Raw genomic sequence first — 24706 nt, 5'->3', positions numbered from 1 at the left:
TCGAACTCCCCGGTGCCCCCCTCTCGAACGGGCTGCTAGTCGCGGGCCGCGGTCAGGTGCTCCGCGTGCTCCTGGAGCGAGCGCACGCCCACGTCGCCGCGGTTGAGCGCGTCGATGCCCTGGACGGCGGCGGCCAGCGCCTGGACCGTGGTCAGGCAGGGGACGCTGCGCGCCACGGCCGCCGTACGGATCTCGTAGCCGTCGAGGCGGCCGCCGGTGCCGTACGGGGTGTTGACGATGAGGTCGACCTGACCGTCGTGGATCAGCTGGACGACGGTCTTCTCGCCGTTCGGGCCCTCGCCCTCGCTGAGCTTGCGGACCACGGTGACGCTGATGCCGTTGCGGCGCAGCACCTCCGCCGTGCCGGAGGTCGCCATCAGCTCGAAGCCGTGGGCGACCAGCTCGCGGGCCGGGAAGATCATCGAACGCTTGTCGCGGTTGGCGACCGAGATGAAGGCACGGCCCTTGGTGGGCAGCGGGCCGTAGGCGCCGGCCTGCGACTTGGCGTAGGCGGTGCCGAAGACCGCGTCGATGCCCATGACCTCGCCGGTGGAGCGCATCTCCGGGCCGAGCACGGTGTCGACGCCGCGGCCGTGGATGTCGCGGAAGCGCGACCACGGCATGACGGCCTCCTTGACGGAGATCGGCGCGTCGATCGGCAGGGTGCCGCCGTCGCCGGTCCTGGGCAGCAGGCCCTCGGCGCGCAGCTCGGCGATGGTGGTGCCGAGCGAGATGCGGGCGGCGGCCTTGGCCAGCGGCACCGCGGTCGCCTTCGAGGTGAAGGGCACGGTCCGGGAGGCGCGCGGGTTGGCCTCCAGGACGTAGAGGATGTCACCCGCCATCGCGAACTGGATGTTGATCAGACCGCGGACGCCGACGCCCTTGGCGATCGCCTCGGTGGAGGCGCGCAGGCGCTTGATGTCGTGGCCGCCGAGGGTGATCGGGGGCAGCGCGCAGGCGGAGTCGCCGGAGTGGATGCCGGCCTCCTCGATGTGCTCCATGACGCCGCCGAGGTACAGCTCGGTGCCGTCGTAGAGCGCGTCCACGTCGATCTCGATCGCGTCGTCGAGGAAGCGGTCGACCAGCACCGGGCGGGTCGGCGAGATCTCGGTGGACTCGGCGATGTACGCCTCCAGGCGGGCCTCGTCGTAGACGATCTCCATGCCGCGGCCGCCGAGCACGTACGAGGGGCGCACCAGGACCGGGTAGCCGATCTCGTCGGCGATGGCCTTGGCACCCGCGAAGGTGGTGGCGGTGCCGTGCTTGGGGGCCGGCAGCCCGGCGTCGGCCAGGACCTGGCCGAAGGCGCCGCGGTCCTCGGCGGCGTGGATGGCCTCCGGGGAGGTGCCGACCACGGGCACGCCGTTGTCCTTGAGCGCCTGGGCCAGGCCCAGCGGGGTCTGGCCGCCGAGCTGGACCACGACACCGGCGATCGGGCCGGCCAGCGACTCGGCGTGCACGATCTCCAGCACGTCCTCGAGCGTCAGCGGCTCGAAGTACAGGCGGTCGGAGGTGTCGTAGTCCGTCGAGACGGTCTCGGGGTTGCAGTTGACCATCACGGTCTCGTAGCCCGCGTCGCTCAGGGCGAAGGAGGCGTGGACGCAGGAGTAGTCGAACTCGATGCCCTGGCCGATGCGGTTCGGGCCGGAGCCCAGGATGATCACCGCGGGCTTGGTGCGGGGCGCGACCTCGGACTCCTCGTCGTACGAGGAGTAGAAGTACGGGGTCTTCGCGGCGAACTCGGCGGCGCAGGTGTCGACCGTCTTGTAGACCGGGCGGACGCCGAGGGCGTGCCGGACCTCGCGGACGACGTCCTCGCGCAGGCCCCGGATCTCGGCGATCTGGGCGTCGGAGAAGCCGTGCCGCTTGGCCTCGGCCAGCAGCTCGGGGTCGAGCTTCTCGGCGGCGGCCAGCTCGTCGGCGATCTCCTTGATGAGGAAGAGCTGGTCGACGAACCAGGGGTCGATCTTCGTGGACTCGAAGACCTCCTCCGGGGTCGCGCCGGCCCGGATCGCCTGCATGACCGTGTTGATCCGGCCGTCGGTCGGGCGGACCGCGAGGGCCAGCAGCTCGGCCTTGTCACCGACCTCGCCGGTGAAGGAGAACTGCGAGCCCTTCTTCTCCAGGGAGCGCAGGGCCTTCTGCAGGGCCTCGGTGAAGTTGCGGCCGATGGCCATGGCCTCGCCCACCGACTTCATGGTGGTGGTGAGGGTGGCGTCGGCGGCCGGGAACTTCTCGAAGGCGAAGCGCGGGGCCTTGACGACGACGTAGTCGAGGGTCGGCTCGAAGGAGGCCGGGGTCTTCTCGGTGATGTCGTTCGGCACCTCGTCGAGCGTGTAGCCGATGGCCAGCTTCGCGGCGATCTTGGCGATCGGGAAGCCGGTGGCCTTCGAGGCCAGCGCCGAGGAGCGGGAGACGCGCGGGTTCATCTCGATGACGATGATCCGGCCGTCGGTCGGGTCGATCGCGAACTGGATGTTGCAGCCGCCGGTGTCGACGCCGACCTCGCGGATGATCGCGATGCCGATGTCGCGCAGCCGCTGGTACTCGCGGTCGGTCAGGGTCATCGCCGGGGCGACGGTGATGGAGTCGCCGGTGTGGACGCCCATCGGGTCGAAGTTCTCGATGGAGCAGACGACGACGACGTTGTCCTTGGTGTCGCGCATCAGCTCCAGCTCGTACTCCTTCCAGCCGAGGATGGACTCCTCCAGGAGCACCTCGGTGGTCGGGGAGAGCGTCAGGCCCTGGCCGGCGATGCGGCGCAGCTCCTCCTCGTCGTGGGCGAAGCCGGAGCCCGCGCCGCCCATGGTGAAGGAGGGGCGCACGACGACCGGGTAGCCGCCGAGGGTGTCGACGCCCTTGATGACGTCGTCCATCGAGTGGCAGATGACCGAGCGGGCGGACTCGCCGTAGCCGATCTTCTGCTTGACGGCCTCGACGACGCCCTTGAAGAGGTCGCGGTCCTCGCCCTTGTTGATGGCCTCGACGTTGGCGCCGATGAGCTCCACGCCGTACTTCTCCAGCACGCCCTGCTCGTGCATGGAGATCGCGGTGTTGAGCGCGGTCTGGCCGCCCAGGGTGGGCAGGAGGGCGTCAGGGCGCTCCTTGGCGATGATCTTCTCGACGAACTCGGGGGTGATCGGCTCGACGTACGTGGCGTCGGCGATCTCCGGGTCGGTCATGATCGTCGCCGGGTTGGAGTTCACCAGGATGACGCGCAGGCCCTCGGCCTTGAGGACGCGGCAGGCCTGGGTGCCGGAGTAGTCGAACTCCGCGGCCTGGCCGATGACGATCGGGCCGGAGCCGATGACCAGGACGGACTGGATGTCGGTGCGCTTAGGCACGCTCGGCCTCCATCTGGGCGGTGTTCATCAAAGACGTGAAGCGGTCGAAGAGGTACGCGGCGTCGTGCGGGCCCGCGGCCGCCTCGGGGTGGTACTGGACGCTGAAGGCCGGCTGGTCGAGCAGCTGGAGGCCTTCGACCACGTTGTCGTTCAGGCAGACGTGGGAGACCTCGGCGCGGCCGTAGGCGGTGTCGGAGACCTTGTCGAGCGGCGCGTCCACGGCGAAGCCGTGGTTGTGCGCGGTGATCTCGACCTTGCCGGTGGTGCGGTCCTGCACCGGCTGGTTGATGCCGCGGTGGCCGTACTTCAGCTTGTAGGTGCCGAAGCCGAGCGCGCGGCCCAGGATCTGGTTGCCGAAGCAGATGCCGAACAGCGGCGTCCTGCGCTCCAGCACGCCCTGCATGACGGAGACGGCGTGGTCGGCGGTGGCCGGGTCGCCGGGGCCGTTGGAGAAGAAGACACCGTCCGGGTTGACGGCGTAGATGTCGTCGACCGTGGCGGTGGCGGGCAGCACGTGCACCTCGATGCCGCGCTCGGCCATCCGGTGCGGGGTCATGCCCTTGATGCCGAGGTCCACCGCGGCGACCGTGAAGCGCTTCTCGCCGATCGCGGGGACGACGTACGTCTCCTTGGTGGCGACCTCTGCGGACAGGTCCGCGCCCTTCATCTGGGGGGACTCCTGGACGCGCGCCAGCAGGGCGGCGTCGTCGGCGACCGAGGCGCCGGAGAAGATGCCCACCCGCATGGCACCGCGCTCGCGCAGGTGGCGGGTGAGGGCGCGGGTGTCGATGCCCGAGATGCCGACGACGCCCTGGGCGGTCAGCTCCTCGTCCAGCGAGCGCTTGGCGCGCCAGTTGGAGGGCATCCGGGCGGGGTCGCGGACGACGTAGCCGGAGACCCAGATGCGCGCGGACTCGGGGTCGTCGTCGTTGACTCCGGTGTTGCCCACGTGCGGGGCGGTCATCACGACGACCTGGCGGTGGTACGACGGGTCGGTCAGGGTCTCCTGGTAGCCGGTCATACCGGTGGAGAACACGGCCTCGCCGAAGGTCTCCCCCACGGCCCCGTAGGCGCGTCCGCGGAAGATGCGGCCGTCCTCCAGGACGAGTACGGCGGGAGTCTTCACAGCTCCCCTGGTGGAGGTCGTCATCGTTCGGCGCCTTCCGTCGTGATGGATTGGTTCATGTCATTGATGGCTTCGACCCAGGCGGCGTGCTCGGCCGCGCGGTCGGAGCGGAAGCCCGAGTCGATCAGCTGGTCACCGTGCGCCCAGGTGACGACGAGCAGACCGCCCTCGGTGAGTACCTTGCCCGCGATTCCCTTGTCGAGGCGGGCGCCGCGCAGCTGCGCGGCCGGTACGAAGAAGTCGGTGGCACCCGGACGGACCACGTCCAGGCCCGCGTCGGTGAGGGTGAGCTCGACGCGGCTGCGGACCCCGAGGCCGTGCGCCACGATCCGGTCCAGCCACTGGCCGGCCGTCGTGGAGCCGTGGTACCGGCCGGTCATCGCCAGCCGGTGGGCGGGTAGGCCGTCGGGGGCGGCGGGCAGCTCCGGGAGGTCGCCCTGGAGCGCGCCGCGCCATTTCCAGCCCTGGCGCATCAGCCAGTAGACGAAGCCGATGAAGACGAGCAGTCCGATGACCCACGCGATGCGTGCGCCCCAGTCCGTCACCTTCGCCGATTCGCGCCCGGCGGCCTCGGCGGCCAGATGGATTGCTGCAGGTGTCACGCCAGATTCCCGTCCACGACCGTTGCCCGGCCCCGCAGGAAGGTGTGAGTGACGCGACCCGGCAGCTCGCGGCCCTCGTAGGGCGTGTTGCGGCTGCGGGAGGCGAAGTGCGCGGGGTCCACGACACCACGGTATGCCGGATCCACCAGCGTGATGTTGGCGGGTTCACCTGCCGAGACGGGTCGTCCATGGCCGTCGAGGCGGCCGATGCGCGCCGGGGCGGCGGACATCCGGTCGGCGACCTGGGCCCAGTCCAGCAGCCCGGTCTCCACCATCGTCGCCTGGACGACGGAGAGCGCGGTCTCCAGGCCCACCATGCCCATGGCCGCCGCGGCCCACTCGCAGTCCTTGTCCTCGTGGGGGTGCGGGGCGTGGTCGGTGGCGACGATGTCGATGGTGCCGTCGGCCAGCGCCTCGCGCAGGGCCATGACGTCCCGCTCGGTGCGCAGCGGCGGGTTCACCTTGTAGACCGGGTTGTACGAGCGGACCATCTCGTCGGTGAGGAGCAGGTGGTGCGGGGTGACCTCGGCGGTCACGTCGATGCCGCGGGACTTGGCCCAGCGGACGATCTCGACGGAGCCGGCGGTGGAGAGGTGGCAGATGTGCACGCGGGAGCCGACGTGCTCGGCGAGCAGCACGTCCCGGGCGATGATCGACTCCTCGGCGACGGCCGGCCAGCCGCCCAGGCCGAGCTCGGCGGAGACGACGCCCTCGTTCATCTGGGCGCCCTCGGTCAGCCGGGGCTCCTGGGCGTGCTGGGCGACGACGCCGCCGAAGGCCTTCACGTACTCCAGGGCGCGGCGCATGATCACTGCGTCGTCCACGCACTTGCCGTCGTCGGAGAAGACCTTCACGCCGGCGGCGGACTCGTGCATGGCGCCGAGCTCGGCGAGCTGCTTGCCCTCCAGGCCGACGGTGACGGCGCCGATGGGCTGCACGTCGCAGTAGCCGGCCTCCTGGCCGAGCCGGTAGACCTGCTCGACCACGCCGGCGGTGTCGGCGACGGGGAAGGTGTTGGCCATGGCGAAGACCGCGGTGTAGCCGCCGGAGGCGGCCGCGCGGGTGCCGGTCAGGACGGTCTCGGAGTCCTCGCGGCCGGGCTCGCGCAGGTGGGTGTGGAGGTCGACCAGGCCGGGCAGCAGGATCTGGCCCTCGGCCTCGACGATCTGCGCGCCCTCGGCCGACAGGCCGGTGCCGACCGCGGCGATGGTCTCGCCGTCGATCAGGACGTCCTGCACCTCGCCGCCGAGCACCTTCGCGCCACGGATCAGGATCTTGCTCATTACTTGGTCTCCTCGGTGGCGGGGGTGGAGGGGCGACGCGCAGCGTCTCCGGCAAGGGTGGTGGTGGGCGACGGGTGGGCGGGGGCGGTGGAGGTGGTGACGGCGGGCTCGGAGCCGCCGAGCAGCAGGTAGAGGACGGCCATCCGGATGGAGACGCCGTTGGCGACCTGCTCGACGACCGTGCAGCGGTCGGAGTCGGCGACCTCGGCGGTGATCTCCATGCCGCGGACCATCGGGCCGGGGTGCATCACGATGGCGTGCTCCGGCATCTTGGCCATGCGCGCGCCGTCGAGGCCGTACCGGCGCGAGTACTCGCGCTCGGTCGGGAAGAAGGCGGCGTTCATGCGTTCCCGCTGCACACGCAGCATCATCACCGCATCGGACTTCGGCAGCACCTCGTCCAGGCCGTAGCTGATCTCGCAGGGCCAGCTCTCCACACCGACCGGGATCAGGGTCGGCGGGGCCACCAGGGTGACCTCGGCGCCGAGGGTGTGCAGCAGGTCGACGTTGGAGCGGGCCACGCGGCTGTGCAGGACGTCGCCGACGAGGGTGATGCGCTTGCCGGCCAGGTCCTGGCCCAGGGCGCCCTTGCCGACCAGGCGGCGGCGCATGGTGAAGGCGTCGAGCAGGGCCTGGGTGGGGTGCTGGTGGGTGCCGTCGCCCGCGTTGATGACGGGGGCGTCGATCCAGCCGGAGGTGGCCAGGCGGTACGGAGCGCCGGAGGCGCCGTGCCGGATGACCACGGCGTCGACGCCCATGGCCTCCAGGGTCTGGGCGGTGTCCTTCAGGGACTCGCCCTTGGAGACGCTGGAGCCCTTCGCCGCGAAGTTGATCACATCGGCGGACAGGCGCTTCTCGGCGGCCTCGAAGGAGATCCGGGTCCGGGTCGAGTCCTCGAAGAAGAGGTTGCAGATCGTGCGGCCGCGCAGGGTGGGCAGCTTCTTGATCGGCCGGTCGGCGATCCGGGCCATCTCCTCGGCGGTGTCGAGGATGAGGACCGCGTCGTCGCGCGTGAGGTCGGCGGCCGAGATGAGGTGGCGCTTCATCTGGGTGCTCCGTGGGTCTCGTGAGTCTGAGGGGGCTGGCTCGAGGGGGCGGGCGGGCAGCCCGCAGGCAGGACCCGGGCTCGCGCCCGTCCCCCGGTCCTCTGGACGCGGGAGGGGTCCTTCACCGGATCGGGACTACTGTCCGCCTGCCGGCGCGGTGCGCTGGCCGAGCAGCACGGCGTCGCGGCCGTCCTCCTCGTGGAGCAGGACCTTGACCGTCTCCCGCAGCGACGTGGGGAGGTTCTTGCCGACGTAGTCGGCGCGGATCGGCAGTTCGCGGTGGCCGCGGTCGACGAGGACCGCGAGCTGGACGGCGCGGGGGCGGCCGAGGTCGCCCAGGGCGTCGAGGGCGGCGCGGATGGTGCGGCCGGAGAAGAGCACGTCGTCGACGAGGACGACCAGCCGGCCGTCGATGTCGTCGCCGGGGATCTCGGTGCGGCCGATGGCGCGGGCCGGCTTCATCCGCAGGTCGTCGCGGTACATGGTGATGTCGAGGGAACCGACCGGGATCTTCGCGCCGGTGATCTCTTCGAGCTTGGCGGCGATCCGGCGGGCGAGGAAGACGCCGCGCGTGGGGATGCCGAGGAGCACCACGTCGTCGGCGCCCTTGGCGCGTTCGACGATCTCGTGGGCGATGCGGGTCAGTACCCGCGCGATGTCCTGGGCCTCGAGAACGGGCCGGGCCTCATCGCTGTGAATCCGGTCAACCTGCGTGTCCATGAAAAGGACCTCCTTCTCCGCCTCACGGGACGGTTCTTAAAGGACGTCTTGATGTGCGCCGTCCACGGTACCAGCACCGGATAGCGGAATGCGCCCGGGGGCCCTTCGGACACTGGTCCGGGCCACCCTCGCGGGGGAGCGCGGAGGACCATTCGGCTTGACGCATCCACGTAACGCTGCGTAACCTCACAGTGAGTTACCAGCCGCGCGGCGTAGCCGCACGTCGTCACAGCGTCCGGGAGCCTTATGTCCAGCGAATACGCCAAACAGCTCGGGGCAAAGCTCCGCGCGATCCGCACCCAGCAGGGCCTCTCCCTGCACGGTGTCGAGGAGAAGTCCCAGGGCCGCTGGAAGGCGGTCGTGGTCGGGTCCTACGAGCGCGGGGACCGCGCCGTGACCGTCCAGCGACTCGCCGAGCTCGCGGACTTCTACGGAGTGCCGGTGCAGGAGCTGCTGCCGGGCACGACCCCCGGCGGGGCCGCCGAGCCGCCGCCGAAGCTGCGCCTGGACCTGGAGCGCCTGGCCCACGTCCCCGCGGAGAAGGCCGGCCCGCTCCAGCGGTACGCCGCCACCATCCAGAGCCAGCGCGGCGACTACAACGGCAAGGTGCTGTCGATCCGCCAGGACGACCTGCGCACCCTGGCCGTGATCTACGACCAGTCCCCCTCGGTCCTGACCGAGCAGCTGATCAGCTGGGGTGTACTGGACGCGGACGCCCGCCGCGCGGTCACCCACGAGGACGCGTAGCCCCTCGGGGGAGCCGCAGAAACGTAACGCCGATGGGCCCGGCCCGGAGCACCACGCTCCGGGCCGGGCCCATCGGCGCATCCGGAGCCGCCGGGCCCCGACCTCCCGGGCCGGCATACGGAAGGGGCCCGCAGCCTGTGCTGCGGGCCCCTTCCGTATGCGCACCGCCGAAGGCCTAGGCCTCGCGGCGCAGGTTCGGCTTCAGCTCCTTGAAGCGGCCGAGGAGGCCGTTCACGAAGGCCGGGGAGTCGTCCGTGGAGAACTCCTTGGCCAGCTGTACCGCCTCGTCGATGGCCACGGCGTCGGGAGTGTCGTCCTCCCACACCAGCTCGTACGTGGCGAGCCGCACGATGTTGCGGTCCACGACCGGCATCCGGTCGAGGTCCCAGTCACGCGCGTAGGTGGCGATCAGATCATCGATCCGGTTCACCTTTTCGGCGTAACCCTCGACCAGCTGCATCGTGTACTCGGCGACCGGCGGCTGCCGGTCGTCGGACCGCGAGTGGCGAACCCAGTCCGCAAGCACGGTCAGCACGGACTCGTCGCGCTGGTCGGCCTCGAAGAGGACCTGGAAGGCGCGCTTACGGGCGTTGCTCCGGGCAGCCACGGTTAGCTGTTCACCCGGCCGAGGTAGTCGCTGGTGCGGGTGTCGACCTTGACCTTCTCACCGGTGGTGACGAAGAGCGGGACCTGGATCTCGTGACCGGTCTCCAGGGTGGCGGGCTTGGTGCCACCGGTGGAGCGGTCGCCCTGCACGCCCGGGTCGGTGTGCTGGATCACGAGCTCGACGGCGGCCGGGAGCTCGACGTAGAGCACCTCGCCCTCGTGCTGCGCGACCGAGGCGGTGAAGCCCTCGATGAGGAAGTTCGCGGCGCTGCCGACGGACTTGCGGTCGACCATCAGCTGGTCGTAGGTGCTCATGTCCATGAAGACGAAGTACTCGCCGTCCATGTACGAGAACTGCATGTCGCGGCGGTCGATGGTGGCCGTCTCGACCTTGGTGCCGGCGTTGAACGTCTTGTCGACGACCTTGCCGGACATCACGCTCTTGAGCTTGGTGCGCACGAAGGCCGGGCCCTTGCCGGGCTTGACGTGCTGGAACTCGACGACGGACCAGAGCTGGCCCCCGTCGAGCTTGAGCACCATGCCGTTCTTGAGGTCGTTCGTGGAAGCCACGGTTGCCAAATCTCCTGGACTGAAAAGACCAACGGGCCCGCGCACGCGCACAGCACAAGCTAGAGCGCGAGCAGCTCTTTGGTCGTAATGGTGAGTAGCTCGGGTCCGCCGTCCGCCTCGGGGCGTACGACGAGCGTGTCATCGATCCGGACTCCGCCCCGGCCCGGGAGGTGGACCCCCGGTTCGACGGTGACCGGCACGCAAGCGTCCAGTTTACCCATTGCGGCAGGTGCAAGCTGCGGGTCCTCGTCGATTTCGAGGCCGACACCGTGTCCGGTCCACGGCAGCAGGGCTTCCGCATAGCCGGCGGAGTCCAGCACCTGCCGGGCCGCACGGTCCACCTCGCGGTAGGCGGCCCCCGGCAGCAGGGCCTCCCGGCCGGCCCGCTGTGCGGCGAAGACCAGGTCGTACAGCTCGATCTGCCAGTCGGCCGGGGTGGTGCCGATCACGAAGGTCCGGCCGATCTCGCACCGGTAGCCCCGGTAGTTCGCGCCCAGGCAGACGGAGAGGAAGTCGCCCTCCTCCACCCGGCGGTCGGTGGGCCGGTGCCGGGAGCGGCCGGAGTGCGGTCCGGTGGCGACCGAGGTGGGGAAGGCCGGCCCGTCCGCGCCGTGGTCCACCAGCCGGCGCTCCAGCTCCAGCGCCAGGTGCCGCTCGGTGCGGCCGACCAGGATGGACTCCAGCAGTTCGCCCAGCGCCTGGTCGGCGATCTCGGCGGCGATCCGCAGGCAGGCGATCTCCTCCTCGTCCTTGACCAGCCGCTGCGCCTCCACGGCGTTCCCCAGGTCGGACAGCCGCAGCCGGGGGGCGACCGAGCCGATGGCCCGGTGCCGGGCCACGGTCAGGTGGTGCTCCTCCACCGCGAGGGCGTCCGCCTTGCCGCCCTGGGCCTGGTCGGCCGCGGCGACCGCGGCGTCCCCGCCCAGCAGGGGCAGCACCGTGACCCGCAGGTCCTCGGTCAGCCGCCCTTCTTCCGGTTCGCCGCTGGGTGGCCCGACGCAGAACAGCACGTCCTCGTCGGGACCGAGCAGGAGCGCCGCGCCGCGGGGCGCGGCGCCGGTGAGGTAGCGCACGTTGGCGGGGCGAGAGACGAGCGCGGCGGCGTTCCCGGTGGCCGCGAACCGCTCGCGCAGCAGATTCCGTCGCGCCGCGTAGGCCTGTGACATGCATCGAGCCTATGAGCGCGGGGCCGGGGCGGCGCGTCGAGCGCGTCCGGACGGGCACCGGCCACCCAGGTCGTGGTGTGTGGGGGAGCCGCTTGATGGGGGTGGCAGGCTGGACCGGAGGCAGGCCCGGGTCGGGGATCGTCGCAGACGACGGCGAAGCCGCTCGTCCCCGAGGTGGGCTTGCCGCAGGGCCTGCAGGCCGCCCCCGTCAAGCGGCGGGGGACCCGCACACCACGACCCGTGCTACCAGCGGGGCGGCGAGGCGATCGCCCGGGCCAGCGCCTCGTCCAGCGCGCGGGCCGTGCTCTCGACGTCGAGGTGGGAGTTGTCGATGATCGGCAGCCCCGAGCCGTACCAGCCGGCCATCCGGCCGTGGATCCGGGCGACCTCCTCGTCGGAGAGCCGCCGGTTGCCCGACCGCTCGGCGTTGCGCTCCAGGACGATCTCCAGCCCGGGCAGCAGCACCACCGGCAGCAGCGCCGGGCCCACGTGCCGCTTCCAGCCGCCCAGCCCGACCACCGGCCGGTCCGGAAAGACCGCGTCGTCGACGATGCAGGAGATGCCGTTGGCCAGGAAGTTCCGGGCGGCGAAGCCGCAGGTGCGGCGGGCCAGCCGGTACTGCGCCTCGGAGTGGTCGTTCCAGCCGGCCTGGGGGTCGGCGAAACCCGAGCAGACCCACTCGCGGACGTCGTCGAGGCTGATGTGCGCGGTGGGGACGGCCCGGCTGGCCGCCCAGTGCCGGGCGACCGTGGTCTTGCCCGCCCCGGCCGGGCCGATCAGCAGCACCGCCAAGGTGGTGTGCCCGGTCGGCTGGACCACGGGACGGCCGGGGGCCTGGCCGAGCGGGCCGCCGGCGCCGGGCACCCCCGGTGTCGGCGCGACCGGCGGCAGTGCCACGTGCCCGGTGGGCTCGGTCCACCCCTGAGGGGCCCCGGGGACCTGGCCCCAACCCCCCACTGCGTGCTGCATCCGATGCCACTCCGTCCGTACCGCGCCGCTTGATGCGGAAACGTTACCGTCCCCGGCGCTCACGCGGTGAACGGCCGGGGACGGCGGGGAGTGCCCCTTCGCAGGGAAACGTCCCGAATGCTCGGGCGGGCGGCGGGACTCAGGCGTCCACTTCCTCCGCGAGTGCCCGCAGTGCCAGCCGGTACGAGCCGAGCCCGAAGCCCGCCACGGTCCCGGTGGCCACGGCCGCGATGACCGAGGTGTGCCGGAACTCCTCACGGGCGTACGGGTTCGAGATGTGCACCTCGATCAGCGGGGCGGTGCGCTGGGCCGCCGCGTCCCGCATGCCGTACGAGTAGTGCGTGAAGGCACCCGGGTTGATCACCACGGGGAGCTTGCCGTCGGCCGCCTCGTGCAGCCAGCGGATCATCTCGCCCTCGTCGTTGGTCTCGCGCACCTCCACCGCGAAGCCCAGTTCCTCGCCCAGCTCCTCGCAGCTCTCGACCAGCCCGGCGTACGAGGTCGCCCCGTACACGTCGGGCTCGCGCGAGCCCAGCCGGCCGAGGTTGGGGCCGTTGAGGACCAGGACCCGGCGGCTCACGCCGCGACCTCGCCGAAGGCGGCCATCAGCACGGCCGGGTCGGGGCCCTCGAGGACGGTGGGCTTGGCCAGGCCGTCCAGGACGATGAAGCGCAGCAGGTCGCCGCGGGACTTCTTGTCGACCTTCATGGTCTCCAGCAGCTTGGGCCACTGGTCGCCGCGGTAGGTCAGCGGCAGCCCGACCGAGGCCAGCACGGCCTTGTGCCGGTCGGCGGTGGCGTCGTCGAGCCGGCCGGCCAGCCGGCCCAGCTCGGCGGCGAAGACCATGCCCACCGAGACGGCCGCGCCGTGCCGCCACTTGTAGCGCTCGTTCTTCTCGATCGCGTGGGCCAGGGTGTGGCCGTAGTTCAGGATCTCCCGCAGCCCCGACTCCTTCAGGTCCCCGGAGACCACCTCGGCCTTGACCTTGATGGAGCGCACGATCAGCTCGGCGGTGTGCGGGCCGGCCGGGGTGCGGGCCGCCTCCGGGTCCGCCTCGATCAGGTCCAGGATCACCGGGTCGGCGATGAAACCGGCCTTGATGATCTCGGCCAGGCCGCTGACGTAGTCGTGCACCGGCAGCGACTCCAGCGCCGCCAGGTCGCAGAGCACGCCGGCCGGCGGGTGGAAGGCGCCGACGAGGTTCTTGCCCTCGGCGGTGTTGATCCCGGTCTTGCCGCCCACGGCCGCGTCGACCATGCCCAGCACGGTGGTCGGCACCGCGATCCAGCGCACCCCGCGCAGCCAGCTGGCCGCGACGAAGCCCGCGAGGTCGGTGGTGGCGCCGCCGCCCACGCCGACGATGACGTCGGTACGGGTGAAGCCGGACTGGCCGAGCGCCTTCCAGCAGTAGGCGGCGACCTCGACGGTCTTGGCCTCCTCGGCGTTCGGCACCTGGATGGCCACGGCCTGGAAGCCCTGGTCGGCCAGGTCGTCGCGGAGCGCCTCACCCGTCGAGGCCAGCGCCTCGGGGTGGATGACGGCAACCCGCTGGGCCCTGGTACCGATCAGTCCGGCCAGCTCGCCGAGCAGCTGCTCGCCGACCAGCACGTCATAGGCGTCGTGCCCTGCGCTCGCGCCGACCTGAATGCGCGTCACGTCCGTCATGCGTCCTTCAACTCCAGTGCGTCGAGGACCGCCTGGGCGACCTCTTCGGGGGTGCGCTCGTCGGTGGCCACCACCACGCGCGCGACTTCTGTGTACAGGTGGCGCCGGGCGTCCATCAGCTCCCGCCACTGCCGGCGGGGGTTGACTGCCAGCAGCGGCCGGGCGGCGCCGAGACCGACCCGGCGGACCGCCTCCTCGACGTCCATCGAGAGGTAGGCCACCGGCAGGCCGGTCAGCAGCGCGCGGGTGCCCTCGTCGAGGACCGCCCCGCCGCCGAGGGCGAGGACCCCGGTGTGCTCGGCGACGGCCGCGGCGACCGCGGCCCGCTCCAGCTCCCGGAAGTACGGCTCGCCCTCGTCGACGAAGATCTCGGAGATCTCCCGGCCCTGCGCGGCGACGATGTCCGCGTCGGTGTCCCGGTAGGGCGCGCCCAGCCGCTCGGCCAGCAGCGCGCCCACCGTGGACTTGCCGGACCCCATGGGCCCGACGAGCACGACCAGTGGTGCGCCGGTCACCGGATCTGCAGGTTGTCGAGGTACGACTGCACGTTGCGCCGGGTCTCGGGGACCGAGTCGCCGCCGAACTTCTCCACCACGGCGTCCGCGAGGACCAGCGCGACCATCGCCTCGGCGACGATGCCGGCGGCCGGCACGGCGCAGACGTCGGAGCGCTGGTGGTGGGCCACGGTCGCCTCGCCGGTGGCGACGTCCACCGTCGCCAGCGCCCGCGGCACCGTCGCGATGGGCTTCATCGCGGCGCGCACCCGCAGCAGCTCGCCGGTGGTCAGGCCGCCCTCGGTGCCGCCGGAGCGGCCGGAGGTGCGCTTGATGCCCTCGGGGGTCGAGACGATCTCGTCGTGCGCCTTCGAGCCGGGCACCCGGGCCAGGTCGAAGCCGTCGCCGACCTCGACGCCCTTGATGGCCTGGATGCCCATCAGGGCGGCCGCGAGCCGGGCGTCCAGCCGGCGGTCCCAGTGCACGTGGGAGCCGAGGCCCACCGGCACGCCGTAGGCCAGCACCTCGACGACGCCGCCCAGGGTGTCGCCGTCCTTGTGGGCCTGGTCGATCTCCGCGACCATCGCCTTGCTCGCGTCCGCGTCGAGGCAGCGCACCGGGTCGGCGTCCAGCTTCTCGACGTCGGCCGGGACGGGGTAGACGCCGTACGGGGCCTTGGCCGCGGCCAGCTCGACCACGTGCGAGACGATCTCGATGCCGGCGGCCTCCTTGATGAAGGAGCGGGCCACCGCGCCGAGCGCCACGCGCGCGGCGGTCTCCCGGGCGCTGGCGCGCTCCAGGATCGGGCGGGCCTCGTCGAAGCCGTACTTCTGCATGCCGGCGAGGTCGGCGTGGCCGGGCCGGGGGCGGGTGAGCGGCGCGTTGCGGCCGGTCTCCTTGAGCTCCGACGGGTCGACCGGGTCGGCCGACATGACCTTCTCCCACTTGGGCCACTCGGTGTTGCCCACCATGACCGCGATCGGGGAGCCGAGGGAGAGCCCGTGCCGGACCCCGCCGAGGAAGGTGATCTCGTCCTGCTCGAACTTCATGCGGGCACCGCGGCCATAGCCCAGGCGGCGGCGCGCCAGGTGGTCGGCCACCAGCTCAGTGGTGACCGGGACGCCGGCGGGAAGTCCCTCCAGCGTCGCGACCAGCGCGGGTCCGTGAGACTCCCCAGCGGTAAGCCAACGCAACCTGCTCAACGATGCTCCTCATGCTCGCGCCTGGAACTGCTGTGGCGCGGCCGGGTGCGCGGCCCTGGCCCGCCTCCCCTGATCCTCCCACGTCCCGGGTGCGGCACCGGTCACCGGTCCAGCTATCGGACGCCCGTCTCGGGCGGGGCCGGCCGGGGAACCTAGCGCTCCGCCAGCGCGCGCTCTCCCGCGGCCCGCATCGCGGCCAGCGGGCCGGGCCGTCCGGTCATCTGCCCGACCTGGAGCACGGCCTGGTGGACCAGCAGGTCCAGGCCGCCGACCAGGCGGCCGCCGCGGCGGTCCCAGGCGGCCGCCAGCGCCGTCGGCCAGGGGTCGTAGAGCACGTCGAAGAGGACGCCGGGGGCGTCGGGGACCCGCTCGGCGAGGGCGTCGGTGGTACCGGCCGGGGTGGTGGCGATCACCAGCGGCGCCCCGAGGGCGTCGGCGGCGTCGGCCCAGTCGGCGGTCCGGACGGCCACCCCGAGCCGGTCGCCCCACTGCCGCATCTCCTCGGCCCGGGCGGTGCTGCGGACGTACGCGGTGACCTCGCCGGTGCAGATCCGGGCGAGGGCGGCCAGCGCGGAGGAGGCGGTGGCCCCGGCACCGAGGATCGCCGCGGCCGGCACCTTCTCGACGCCCCGCTCGTGCAGGGCGGCGACGATCCCGGGGATGTCGGTGTTGTCGCCGACGAGCCGGCCGTCGCCGGTGCGCACGACGGTGTTCACCGCCTCGACGGAGGCGGCGGTGTCGCTGACCGAGTCGAGCAGCGGGATGACCGCCCGCTTGAGCGGCATGGTCAGGGACAGGCCCGCCCAGCTGGCGTCCAGTTCCCCGACGAAGGCGGGGAGCGCGGCCTCGTCGACCTCGAAGCGGTCGTAGGACCAGTCGTCGAGGCCGAGCTCCCGGTAGGCGGCGCGGTGCAGCACCGGTGAGAGGGAGTGCTCGATGGGGGATCCGAGAACCGCCGCCCGCCTGGCTGCCTGCCGCACCTGTCTAACCTCCGCTGCCTTGCTGCTCTTGCTGGTACTGGGCCCGGTTGCGGTTCTGCTCTTCGTTGGTCACCGCGAACAGGGTCTTGTTCTTCAGTGAGACGAAGTAGTACCACGGGCCGGTCGCCGGGTTGACGGCGGAGTGCAGGGCCTCCTCGCCCGGGTTGCCGATCGGGCCGGCCGGCAGGCCGTGCACCCAGTACGTGTTGTACGGGTCGTGGACCTTGCGCATCTCGTCCACGGAACCGACGTTGAGCGTGCTGGAGTTGCGGATGTAATTGACCGTGGAGTCGAAGTCGAGCAGCCCGTAGGTCTCGGTGTTGCCCGGCTTCAGGCGGTTGTAGACGACCCGGGCGATCTTGTCGAAGTCCGGCTTGTTGTTGCCCTCGGCCTGCACCAGGCTGGCGACGGTGATCAGCTCGAGCGGCGACTTCAGGCCCAGGGACTTCGCCTTCGCGTCGTCGTAGCCGAGGCTCTGGTAGTTGGAGACGGCCTTCGCGACCATCTGCTTGAGCAGCTTCTCCGGGCTCTCCTCGCTGCTGAGGTCGTAGCGCTGCGGGTACAGGAAGCCCTCGAGCGGGTCCTTGAGGTCCTTGGCGCCCAGCACCCAGCTCGGCAGGCCCAGGTTCTTGACCTGCTTCTTCGCCACCCCGGCGGTGGTGCCCGGGGCGAGCTTGAGGCGCGTGTCGATGGCCTTGTAGACGTCGGCGTTGCGCATGCCCGGGTTGACCATGACGACGTTCTGCGCCTCGCCGCTGACCATCATCTTGACGGCGGCGGCGCCCGACATCTCCTTGCGGAGGCTGTAGGTGCCCGGCTGGACGGGCTTCTCGCTGTTCTGGGCGGCCGAGACGAACGCCTCGGCGCTCTTGACCACGCCGGCGGCCTTCAGGGCCCGGCCGATCTCGCCCAGCCCGGAGCCCGGCTTGACCACGACCTCGGCGGAGCCGCTGCCCTCGCCGGCGTAGTCCCCGGCGGGGCCGAACTTGGTCTTGAGGAAGTCGTAGCCGTAGTAGCCGATGCCGCCGACCCCGCCGACCAGGACGAGGGAGACGATCAGGCAGGCGGCGCCGCTGCGGCTCTTCTGTTTGCGACCGCCACCCCGGCCGCCGCGGCGGCTGCGGCCGCCGCGGCCCGTGGCGTCGTCGTCGCCGTCGTCGTCCCCGCCGCCGGCGAAGAAGGCGTGGTCGTCCTGCGCGGCATCCGGAGCGTCCGCGTCCGTGGCCGGTTCCTGCTCCTCCTGCCACTCCCCCGCCGGTTCCGGCACCAGGTGGCGCCGCCCCGGCGGCTGCGGGGGCGGGTAGGCCCCGTCGGTGGCGTACGGGTCGGGCGTCTCCTCCGGGTACCCGGCCGGGCCCGGCCCGTACGGGTCCGCCGCGGCGGCCTGCCAGGCCCCGGTGCCGGTGTCGGCCGGGTGGTGCTGCTGCTGCCAGTCGGCCTGCGGGTACTGCTGGCCGCCCGCGTACGTCGGGTGCTGCTCGGCGTACTGCGGGTGGCCCGGCTGCTGGAGCGGCTGGTGCGGGTGCTGGGGCTGCTGCGGATACCCCTGGAACTGCGCGGGGTCCGGGTACTGCCCGCTGTCCGGATACTGCTGCTCCGGGTACTGCGGGTACTGCTGCTGATCCGGATACGGATGGGGCTGCTGGGGCTGCGGGTAGCTGCCCTGGCCGCCGGCCGCCGGCTGCCCGGGCTGCGCGTGGTGTCCGGTCTGGGCGTGGTGTCCGGTCCACCCCTGGTCCCCGTACAGCGGGTCGTCAGGGTGCCACGGTTCGGGGCCCGTGCCCCGGCCATACTCAGTCATCGGTCCCCTAGAGCCGCGAGACGGTGGCCGCGGCGTGGTTGCCGCGGCTTCCGGTCCGCCTCATCCATGGGCGACGGCTGTTCGAAAGCCGCCACATGGCGCGGAACGTTACCGTATCGCGATCAGATGACCACTTCGACGCACTCGCCGGGCGGATTACCTGATACCCGTTCGGTCTCAAGAGCGTTCTGGAGGATCACCACAGCGGCTGCCTGGTCGATGACCGAGCGGCCCTTCTTGGCGTTCTTGCCGGAGGCCCGCAGGCCCTGGGCGGCGGTGACCGTGGTCATCCGCTCGTCCACCAGACGGACCGTCACCGGTTTGATGCCCTTGGCCAGTTCGCCGGCGAAGGCGCGGACCTTCACCGCGGCCGGCCCTTCCCGTCCGCTGAGCGAGCGGGGCAGACCGACCACGACCTCGAGGGGTTCGTACTCCTCGACCAGCTGGCGCAGCCGCCGGTGGGCGGCCGGGACGTCACGTCCCGGCACGGTCTCCACCGGGGTGGCGAGCACCCCGTCGGGGTCGCAGGACGCGACCCCGATCCGGGCGTCACCGACGTCGATCGCGAGGCGTCGACCGCGGCGCAGACTCATCTCAGACCGTCTCCACGACCAGGCGCTCGACCGCGGCGATGGCCTCGGGCACCGCGGCGGCGTGCTGGCCGCCGCCCTGGGCCACGTCCGGCTTGCCGCCACCGCCGCCGCCGAGGGTCTTGGCGGCCGTACGGACCAGGTCGCCGGCCTTCAGGCCGCGCTCGCGGGCGGCCTCGTTGGTGGCGATGACGGTCAGCGGGCGGTCGTTGGCCACGGTGAAGAGGGCGACCACGGCCGGCCGGTCGGCCGGGATGCGGCCGCGCACGTCCAGGACGAGCTTGCGCAGGTCGTCGGCGGAGGTGCCGTCCTGGACCTGGCCGACGACCAGGGCGGTGCCCCGGATGTCCTGGGCGCCCTCGGCGAGCCCGGCGGCGGCCTGCAGGACCTTCTCCGCGCGGAACTTCTCGATCTCCTTTTCGGCGTCCTTCAGCTTGGACAGCATCGAGGAGATCTTCTCGGGCAGCTCCTCCGGGCGGCCCTTGACCAGCTCCTGGAGCTGGGCGACGACCGTGTGCTCCTTGGCGAGGAAGTTGTACGCGTCCACGCCGACCAGGGCCTCGACGCGGCGCACGCCGGAGCCGATGGAGGACTCGCCGAGCAGCTTCACCAGGCCCAGCTGGGCGGTGTTGCCGACGTGCGTGCCGCCGCACAGCTCCTTGGAGAAGTCGCCGATGGTCACCACGCGGACCCGCTCGCCGTACTTCTCGCCGAACTCGGCGATGGCGCCCTGCTTCTTGGCCTCGTCGATGCTCATGATCTCGGCGGTGACGTCCAGCTCGCGGGAGAGGACTTCGTTGATCTTCTGCTCGACGTCGGTCAGGACGGTGCCGGGCACGGCGTTGGGCGAGCCGAAGTCGAAGCGGAAGCGGCCCGGGGAGTTCTCCGAACCGGCCTGGGCGGCGGTCGGGCCGAGCGCGTCGCGCAGCGCCTGGTGGGTCAGGTGGGTGGCCGAGTGGGCGCGGGCGATGGCCCGGCGGCGGCGCACGTCGATGGCGGCGTGGGCGGCGGCGCCCACGGTCACCTCGCCGACCTGGACCGAGCCCTTGTGCACGGAGACGCCCGGGACCGGCTGCTGCACGTCGCGGACCTCGATGACCGCGCCGCTGTCGAGGCGGATCCGGCCCTGGTCGGCGAGCTGGCCGCCGCCCTCGGCGTAGAAGGGGGTGCGGTCGAGGACGACCTCGACCTCGTCGCCCTCGGAGGCGGCGGGCGAGGGGACGCCGTTGACCAGCAGGCCCACGACGGTGGACTCGCCCTCGGTGGTGCCGTAGCCGGTGAACTCGGTGGCGCCGGAGCCGTCGGCGATCTCGCGGTAGGCGGAGACGTCGGCGTGGCCGGTCTTCTTGGCCTTGGCGTCGGCCTTGGCCCGGTCGCGCTGCTCCTGCATGAGGCGGCGGAAGCCGGGCTCGTCCACGGACAGCCCCTGCTCGGCGGCCATCTCGAGGGTCAGGTCGATCGGGAAGCCCCAGGTGTCGTGGAGCAGGAAGGCCTTGTCGCCGGAGAGGACCGTGCCGCCGGCGGCCTTGGTCTCGGTGACGGCGGTGTCGAGGATGTTCGTGCCGCCCTTGAGGGCCTTGAGGAAGGCGGCCTCCTCGGCGAGCGCGACGGTCTCGATGCGCTTGCGGTCGGTGACCAGCTCCGGGTACTGCTGCCCCATCGTGTCGATGACGACGTCCAGCAGCTCCTGGACGACCGGGCCGGTGGCGCCCATCAGGCGCATGTTGCGGATGGCGCGGCGCATGATGCGGCGCAGCACGTAGCCGCGGCCCTCGTTGCCCGGGGTGACGCCGTCGCCGATCAGCATCACGGAGGTGCGCATGTGGTCGGCGACCACGCGCATCGAGACGTCCGTGTCCTTGGCCGCGCCGTAGGCGACCCCGGTCAGCTCGGTGGCCTTCTCCATGACCACGCGCAGGGTGTCGGTCTCGTACATGTTCTGCACGCCCTGCAGGATCATCGCGAGGCGCTCGAGGCCGAGGCCGGTGTCGATGTTCTTGGACGGCAGGTCGCCGAGGATCGGGAAGTCCTCCTTGCCGTCGCCGGCGCCCCGCTCGTACTGCATGAAGACCAGGTTCCAGATCTCCACGTACCGCTCGTCGTTGACGGCCGGGCCGCCCTCGACGCCGAACTCGGGGCCGCGGTCGTAGTTGATCTCGGAGCAGGGGCCGCAGGGGCCCGGGACGCCCATGGACCAGAAGTTGTCCTTCTTGCCCAGGCGCTGGATCCGCTCGGCGGGGACGCCGACGACGTCCCGCCAGATCGTCTCGGCCTCGTCGTCGTCGAGGTAGACCGTGATCCAGAGCTTCTCCGGCTCCAGGCCGTAGCCGCCGTCCGCCACGGAGCTGGTCAGCAGCTCCCAGGCGAGCTTGATGGCGCCTTCCTTGAAGTAGTCGCCGAAGGAGAAGTTGCCGCACATCTGGAAGAACGTGCCGTGGCGGGTGGTCTTGCCGACCTCTTCGATGTCCGGGGTGCGGACGCACTTCTGGACGCTGGTGGCCCGGGGGGCCGGCGGCTTGGTCTCACCGAGGAAGTACGGCTTGAACGGGACCATGCCCGCGTTGACCAGCAGCAGAGTCGGGTCGTCCGCGATGAGCGACGCCGAAGGGACGACGGTGTGACCGCGCTCCTCGAAGAAGCTCAGCCAGCGGCGGCGAATCTCAGCCGACTCCATCAGTGGTCCTCATTCCGGTTGTACGAATCCAGTCGGGGGTACTGCGCGCCCTCGCGGCGGGCGGTGCGCCCGGCCGCGGGCGAATCGATGGCCGCGCGTCGCCGCGGGCCGGGGAGCTCCCGGGCCTGCTCCGGGTCGTGGTGCAGGCCGAGTGCGTCGTTCAGCTCGTCCTCGCGCTGGGCCATACCGGCCTTGATGTCGAGGGCGAAGTCCTTGAGGCGGTGGCCCGCCTCGAGCGCCTTGTCCGCGGCCTGGGCGGCAAGGCTCTCGGGGGTCAGCGCCTTGATCTTGCGGTTGACCTTGGTGGTGGCCCACACGCCCGCGGCGGCGCCTGCGGTGAACCAGAAGGTACGGCGGAACATCGCGGTCTCAGTCCTTCTGCTTCCGGCGCCGGGCGGGCGGGACGGTGCGTCCGACGATCACCGTACGCCGGGATGCCCGCGGGGGCACCTCATCCGTCCGGCCCAGTGCCCGGCGCACCCCGTAGCCGAAGGCGGCCACCTTGACCAGCGGGCCGCCGAAGGCGGAGGCCACGGTCGAGGAGAGCGCCGAGGCGTTGGAGGTGACCTCCTGGACGTCGCTTGCGATGGCGTCGACCTTGTCGAGCTGGGTGCGCGCGGAGCGGACGGTCGTGGAGGCCTCCGCCAGCAGCGGGACGGCCTGCTCAGTCACGTCCGCCACCAGCCGGGTGGTCGCCTTGAGCGTCTGGGCCAGCCTCACCAGAACCACGGCGAGGAACGAGACCAGGATCGCCCAGAAGACGGCCACCAGGATCCCGGCCACCTCTCCACCGGACACGTTCCACCGCTCCCTGATCAAAGAAAACTCGTCCCCCGACCCTATCGCGCCGGGGGTCCGCCGCCCTACCGGAATTCCGGGGGCGCGGGGCCCGCCTTGTACGCAGCGCATCCGGAGCAGTACGCTCCGTGTCCCATGCGAGCAAGGACGTACGGCAATCTTCCCTCGGAGCTCAACGCGTTCGTCGGGCGGGGTGCCGAACTCGCCGAGGCCGCACGGCTGCTGGAGCGCGGGCGGCTGGTGACGGTGACCGGTGTCGGCGGGGTGGGCAAGACCCGGTTCGCGCTGCGTGCCGCGCACGCGGTGCAGGAACGCTACTGCGACGGCGCCCGGCTGGCCGACCTGTCGGCGGTGCGCGACCCGGAGCTGCTGGAACTCGCCCTGGCCGGGGCGCTGGGGCTGACCGACCACACCACCCGCCCGCTGCGCACCGTCCTGGCCGAGCACCTGGCCGGGCAGGAGCTGCTGCTCGTGCTGGACGGCTTCGAGCAGCTGGTGGAGCCCTGCGCCGGCCTGGTCCGGGAGCTGCTGCTGCGGGCCCCGGGGCTGCGGGTGCTGGCCGCCGGCCGGCGCCCGCTGCTCCTGGACGGTGAACAGCTCTTCCCGCTGCCGCCGCTGGCCCGGGACGAGGCGGTGGAGCTGCTGGCGGCCCGGGCCGCGGCGGCGGCCCCCGGCTTCGCGGTGACCCGGGAGAACGAACGCACGGTGGCGGAGGTGTGCGCCCGGCTGGACGGGATCCCGCTCGCCCTGGAGCTGGCGGCGGGCCGGCTGCGCGCGCTGTCCGTGGAGCAGGTGCTGGTCCGGCTGGAGGACCGCTTCCAGCTGCTGACCGGCGGCGCCCGCGGGGGGCCGGAGCGGCACCGGACGCTGCGCACGGCGGTGGGCTGGAGCCATGAACTGTGCACCCCGCAGGAGCGGCTGCTGTGGGCCCGGCTCTCGGTCTTCGCCGGCCGCTTCGACCTCGACGCGGCGGAGTACGTCTGCGGCGGCCCGGACCTGCCCTCGGACGCGGTGCTGGACGTCCTGGCCGAGCTGCTGGCCCAGTCCCTGCTGGTCCGCGAGGAGACCCCGGCCGGGCTGCGCTACCGGATGCTGGACACCGTACGCGCGTACGGGGCGGGCTGGCTGGCCGCGCAGGGTGACGCGGACCGGCTGCGGCGCCGGCACCGGGACTGGTACATGGGCCTGGCGACCTGGTGCGAGCTGGACTGGTTCAGCCCCCGGCAGCAGGAGGTGGCGGCGCTGGTCGACGCCGAGCTGCCGAACCTGCGGCTGGCGCTGGAGCACTGCCTGGACGATCCGCAGGAGGCCCACCTCGGCCAGTACCTGGCCGGCACGCTGTGGTTCTACTGGGCCGGCTGCGGGCGGCTGACCGAGGGCCGGCACTGGCTGGAGCGCTCGCTGGAGTGCGGCGCGGACCACGAGGGCTCGCGGCTGAAGGCGCTGTGGGTGCTGGGGTACGTGGCCGCCCTCCAGGGCGACGCGGTGGCATCCCTGAGCGCGCTGCACGAGTGCCGGGACGGCGCGGCGCGCAGCGGCAGCCGGGTGGCGACGGCGTACGCGGTGCACCGGATGGGCTGCCTGGCACTGGTCTCGGACGACATGGAGCGGGCCCGGGAGCTGCTGGGTGCGGCGCTGGTGCAGTACCGGGAGATCGGCGAGCTCAACAGCAACGTGCTGATGTGCCAGGTGGAGCTGGCGATGGCGCTGGCCTTCCAGGGGGACATGCCCGAGGCGCTGCGGCTGTGCCACGAGGTGCGGGAGATCTGCGAGGACCGCGGGGAGCGGTGGAGCCGGGCGTACGCGCTCTACGTGCTGGGGTACGCGGCCCTGACCGCCGGGGAGCTGCGCGAGGCGCGGAGCCTGCTGGCGGAGTGCGTGACCATCAACCACGCCTTCCACGACCTGCTCGGGCTGGTGCTGGCGATCGAGCTGCTGGCCCTGGTGACGGTGGCCGAGGGGCATCCGGCGGAGGCCGCGGTGCTCCAGGGCGGCGCGGAGCCGGTCTGGGGCTCGGTGGGGCTCCAGCTCTTCGGCTCGGGGTACTTCAACGCGCCCCGGCTGGCCTGCGAGGAGCAGGCGGGCGAGGCGCTGGGCGCGCAGCGGTACGCCGCACTGGCCCGGGAGGGCCGGGGGCTGGGGCTGGACGCGCTGGTGGCGCGGGCCCTGGACGGCCCGCCCCGGCGGAGCTCGCCGCTGCCGGCGCCACGGGTGGGCGGGGCCCCGACAAGCGGCAAGCCCGCCGGCTCCCGGGAAGGGAGCCGACGGGCTTGACGGGTGAGTGCTACTCCCCCGGCCGGAGCCGGGGGGTGCCCCTCGATCA

22 protein-coding genes are annotated in these 24706 nt (G+C 72.1%); 2 read left to right on the top strand and 20 right to left on the bottom strand.

Going from position 1 to position 24706, the window contains the following annotated elements; genetic code table 11:
* Positions 1-35: 35 nt before the first annotated feature.
* From carB to pyrR, 6 genes are all read right to left on the bottom strand, one after another.
* A complete protein-coding gene (gene carB / locus AB0O40_RS00445; protein ID WP_365034076.1) occupies positions 36-3344 on the bottom strand; it encodes a carbamoyl-phosphate synthase large subunit in 3309 nt (1102 codons plus the stop codon).
* Complete coding sequence (gene carA / locus AB0O40_RS00440) at positions 3337-4494, bottom strand: glutamine-hydrolyzing carbamoyl-phosphate synthase small subunit (RefSeq protein WP_365034074.1); 1158 nt, start codon at positions 4492-4494, stop codon at positions 3337-3339. Before carA ends, carB begins: the two co-directional genes overlap by 8 nt.
* Positions 4491-5072, bottom strand: coding sequence for a hypothetical protein (locus AB0O40_RS00435; protein ID WP_365034072.1), 582 nt, complete (start codon positions 5070-5072; stop codon positions 4491-4493). Before AB0O40_RS00435 ends, carA begins: the two co-directional genes overlap by 4 nt.
* Positions 5069-6355 carry a dihydroorotase gene (locus AB0O40_RS00430; protein WP_365034070.1) on the bottom strand — a complete coding sequence of 429 codons (1287 nt, stop codon included), beginning with the start codon at positions 6353-6355 and terminating at the stop codon, positions 5069-5071. The genes AB0O40_RS00435 and AB0O40_RS00430 overlap by 4 nt, the downstream gene beginning before the upstream one ends.
* Complete coding sequence (locus AB0O40_RS00425; RefSeq protein ID WP_365034068.1) at positions 6355-7401, bottom strand: aspartate carbamoyltransferase catalytic subunit; 1047 nt, start codon at positions 7399-7401, stop codon at positions 6355-6357. The genes AB0O40_RS00430 and AB0O40_RS00425 overlap by 1 nt, the downstream gene beginning before the upstream one ends.
* Before the next feature lie 135 nt (positions 7402-7536).
* Complete coding sequence (gene pyrR, locus AB0O40_RS00420) at positions 7537-8121, bottom strand: bifunctional pyr operon transcriptional regulator/uracil phosphoribosyltransferase PyrR (RefSeq protein ID WP_365034066.1); 585 nt, start codon at positions 8119-8121, stop codon at positions 7537-7539.
* A 246-nt stretch (positions 8122-8367) separates the two neighbouring features.
* On the opposite strand from pyrR, the gene bldD reads away from it, so the two are divergent.
* Entirely contained in the window at positions 8368-8868 is a 501-nt protein-coding gene (bldD, locus tag AB0O40_RS00415; RefSeq protein WP_365034064.1) for a transcriptional regulator BldD, read from the top strand.
* A gap of 175 nt (positions 8869-9043) precedes the next feature.
* Here the strand turns inward: bldD and nusB are convergent, their stop codons facing one another.
* The 14 genes from nusB to AB0O40_RS00345 form a co-directional block, all read right to left on the bottom strand.
* Positions 9044-9475, bottom strand: coding sequence for a transcription antitermination factor NusB (gene nusB / locus AB0O40_RS00410; RefSeq protein ID WP_365034062.1), 432 nt, complete (start codon positions 9473-9475; stop codon positions 9044-9046).
* Positions 9476-9477: 2 nt separating this feature from the next.
* On the bottom strand, positions 9478-10044 hold the full coding sequence (gene efp, locus AB0O40_RS00405) for an elongation factor P (protein WP_365034060.1): 567 nt from the start codon (positions 10042-10044) through the stop codon (positions 9478-9480).
* Positions 10045-10103: 59 nt separating this feature from the next.
* Positions 10104-11210 carry an aminopeptidase P family protein gene (locus AB0O40_RS00400; RefSeq protein WP_365034059.1) on the bottom strand — a complete coding sequence of 369 codons (1107 nt, stop codon included), beginning with the start codon at positions 11208-11210 and terminating at the stop codon, positions 10104-10106.
* 243 nt (positions 11211-11453) lie between these two features.
* Positions 11454-12179: an AAA family ATPase gene (locus AB0O40_RS00395; protein ID WP_365034057.1), complete on the bottom strand. Its 726-nt coding sequence runs from the start codon at positions 12177-12179 to the stop codon at positions 11454-11456.
* A gap of 139 nt (positions 12180-12318) precedes the next feature.
* Positions 12319-12759, bottom strand: a complete 441-nt coding sequence (gene aroQ, locus AB0O40_RS00390; protein WP_365034055.1) for a type II 3-dehydroquinate dehydratase — start codon at positions 12757-12759, stop codon at positions 12319-12321.
* Positions 12756-13844 carry a 3-dehydroquinate synthase gene (aroB, locus tag AB0O40_RS00385; RefSeq protein ID WP_365034053.1) on the bottom strand — a complete coding sequence of 363 codons (1089 nt, stop codon included), beginning with the start codon at positions 13842-13844 and terminating at the stop codon, positions 12756-12758. Before aroB ends, aroQ begins: the two co-directional genes overlap by 4 nt.
* On the bottom strand, positions 13841-14359 hold the full coding sequence (locus AB0O40_RS00380; protein ID WP_365034051.1) for a shikimate kinase: 519 nt from the start codon (positions 14357-14359) through the stop codon (positions 13841-13843). Before AB0O40_RS00380 ends, aroB begins: the two co-directional genes overlap by 4 nt.
* Complete coding sequence (gene aroC, locus AB0O40_RS00375; protein WP_365034050.1) at positions 14356-15540, bottom strand: chorismate synthase; 1185 nt, start codon at positions 15538-15540, stop codon at positions 14356-14358. Before aroC ends, AB0O40_RS00380 begins: the two co-directional genes overlap by 4 nt.
* A 152-nt stretch (positions 15541-15692) precedes the next feature.
* Positions 15693-16520, bottom strand: a complete 828-nt coding sequence (locus AB0O40_RS00370; protein WP_365034048.1) for a shikimate dehydrogenase — start codon at positions 16518-16520, stop codon at positions 15693-15695.
* Between the two features lie 4 nt (positions 16521-16524).
* A complete protein-coding gene (gene mltG, locus AB0O40_RS00365; protein ID WP_365034046.1) occupies positions 16525-18321 on the bottom strand; it encodes an endolytic transglycosylase MltG in 1797 nt (598 codons plus the stop codon).
* A gap of 122 nt (positions 18322-18443) precedes the next feature.
* The gene (ruvX, locus tag AB0O40_RS00360) at positions 18444-18914 is read right to left on the bottom strand and encodes a Holliday junction resolvase RuvX (RefSeq protein WP_365034044.1); all 471 of its coding nucleotides are present in this window, start codon (positions 18912-18914) and stop codon (positions 18444-18446) included.
* Between the two features lies 1 nt (position 18915).
* Positions 18916-21585, bottom strand: a complete 2670-nt coding sequence (gene alaS, locus AB0O40_RS00355) for an alanine--tRNA ligase (RefSeq protein WP_365034042.1) — start codon at positions 21583-21585, stop codon at positions 18916-18918.
* A complete protein-coding gene (locus tag AB0O40_RS00350) occupies positions 21585-21947 on the bottom strand; it encodes a DUF6167 family protein (RefSeq protein WP_365034040.1) in 363 nt (120 codons plus the stop codon). The genes alaS and AB0O40_RS00350 overlap by 1 nt, the downstream gene beginning before the upstream one ends.
* 7 nt (positions 21948-21954) lie before the next feature.
* Positions 21955-22383, bottom strand: a complete 429-nt coding sequence (locus AB0O40_RS00345) for a DUF948 domain-containing protein (RefSeq protein WP_365034038.1) — start codon at positions 22381-22383, stop codon at positions 21955-21957.
* A gap of 135 nt (positions 22384-22518) precedes the next feature.
* Here AB0O40_RS00345 and AB0O40_RS00340 point away from each other — a divergent pair, with 135 nt between their 5' ends.
* Positions 22519-24657, top strand: coding sequence for a tetratricopeptide repeat protein (locus tag AB0O40_RS00340; RefSeq protein ID WP_365034036.1), 2139 nt, complete (start codon positions 22519-22521; stop codon positions 24655-24657).
* Positions 24658-24706: the final 49 nt, after the last annotated feature.

It is taken from the genome of Streptomyces sp. NPDC089919 (assembly GCF_040684615.1).
GTDB lineage: Bacteria > Actinomycetota > Actinomycetes > Streptomycetales > Streptomycetaceae > Streptomyces.
The sequence above is the reverse complement of the archived record's forward strand: the minus strand, read 5'-3'. Positions and strand labels throughout refer to the sequence as shown.

What these genes read in the sequence shown, in the direction of transcription:
- carA (WP_365034074.1), bottom strand. Translation starts at nt 4,494, where the DNA reads ATGACGACCTCCACCAGGGGAGCTGTGAAGACTCCCGCCGTACTCGTC.
- AB0O40_RS00430 (WP_365034070.1), bottom strand. Translation starts at nt 6,355, where the DNA reads ATGAGCAAGATCCTGATCCGTGGCGCGAAGGTGCTCGGCGGCGAGGTG.
- AB0O40_RS00425 (WP_365034068.1), bottom strand. Translation starts at nt 7,401, where the DNA reads ATGAAGCGCCACCTCATCTCGGCCGCCGACCTCACGCGCGACGACGCG.
- pyrR (WP_365034066.1), bottom strand. Translation starts at nt 8,121, where the DNA reads ATGGACACGCAGGTTGACCGGATTCACAGCGATGAGGCCCGGCCCGTT.
- bldD (WP_365034064.1), top strand. Translation starts at nt 8,368, where the DNA reads ATGTCCAGCGAATACGCCAAACAGCTCGGGGCAAAGCTCCGCGCGATC.
- AB0O40_RS00400 (WP_365034059.1), bottom strand. Translation starts at nt 11,210, where the DNA reads ATGTCACAGGCCTACGCGGCGCGACGGAATCTGCTGCGCGAGCGGTTC.
- AB0O40_RS00395 (WP_365034057.1), bottom strand. Translation starts at nt 12,179, where the DNA reads ATGCAGCACGCAGTGGGGGGTTGGGGCCAGGTCCCCGGGGCCCCTCAG.
- aroB (WP_365034053.1), bottom strand. Translation starts at nt 13,844, where the DNA reads ATGACGGACGTGACGCGCATTCAGGTCGGCGCGAGCGCAGGGCACGAC.
- mltG (WP_365034046.1), bottom strand. Translation starts at nt 18,321, where the DNA reads ATGACTGAGTATGGCCGGGGCACGGGCCCCGAACCGTGGCACCCTGAC.
- ruvX (WP_365034044.1), bottom strand. Translation starts at nt 18,914, where the DNA reads ATGAGTCTGCGCCGCGGTCGACGCCTCGCGATCGACGTCGGTGACGCC.
- alaS (WP_365034042.1), bottom strand. Translation starts at nt 21,585, where the DNA reads ATGGAGTCGGCTGAGATTCGCCGCCGCTGGCTGAGCTTCTTCGAGGAG.
- AB0O40_RS00350 (WP_365034040.1), bottom strand. Translation starts at nt 21,947, where the DNA reads ATGTTCCGCCGTACCTTCTGGTTCACCGCAGGCGCCGCCGCGGGCGTG.
- AB0O40_RS00340 (WP_365034036.1), top strand. Translation starts at nt 22,519, where the DNA reads ATGCGAGCAAGGACGTACGGCAATCTTCCCTCGGAGCTCAACGCGTTC.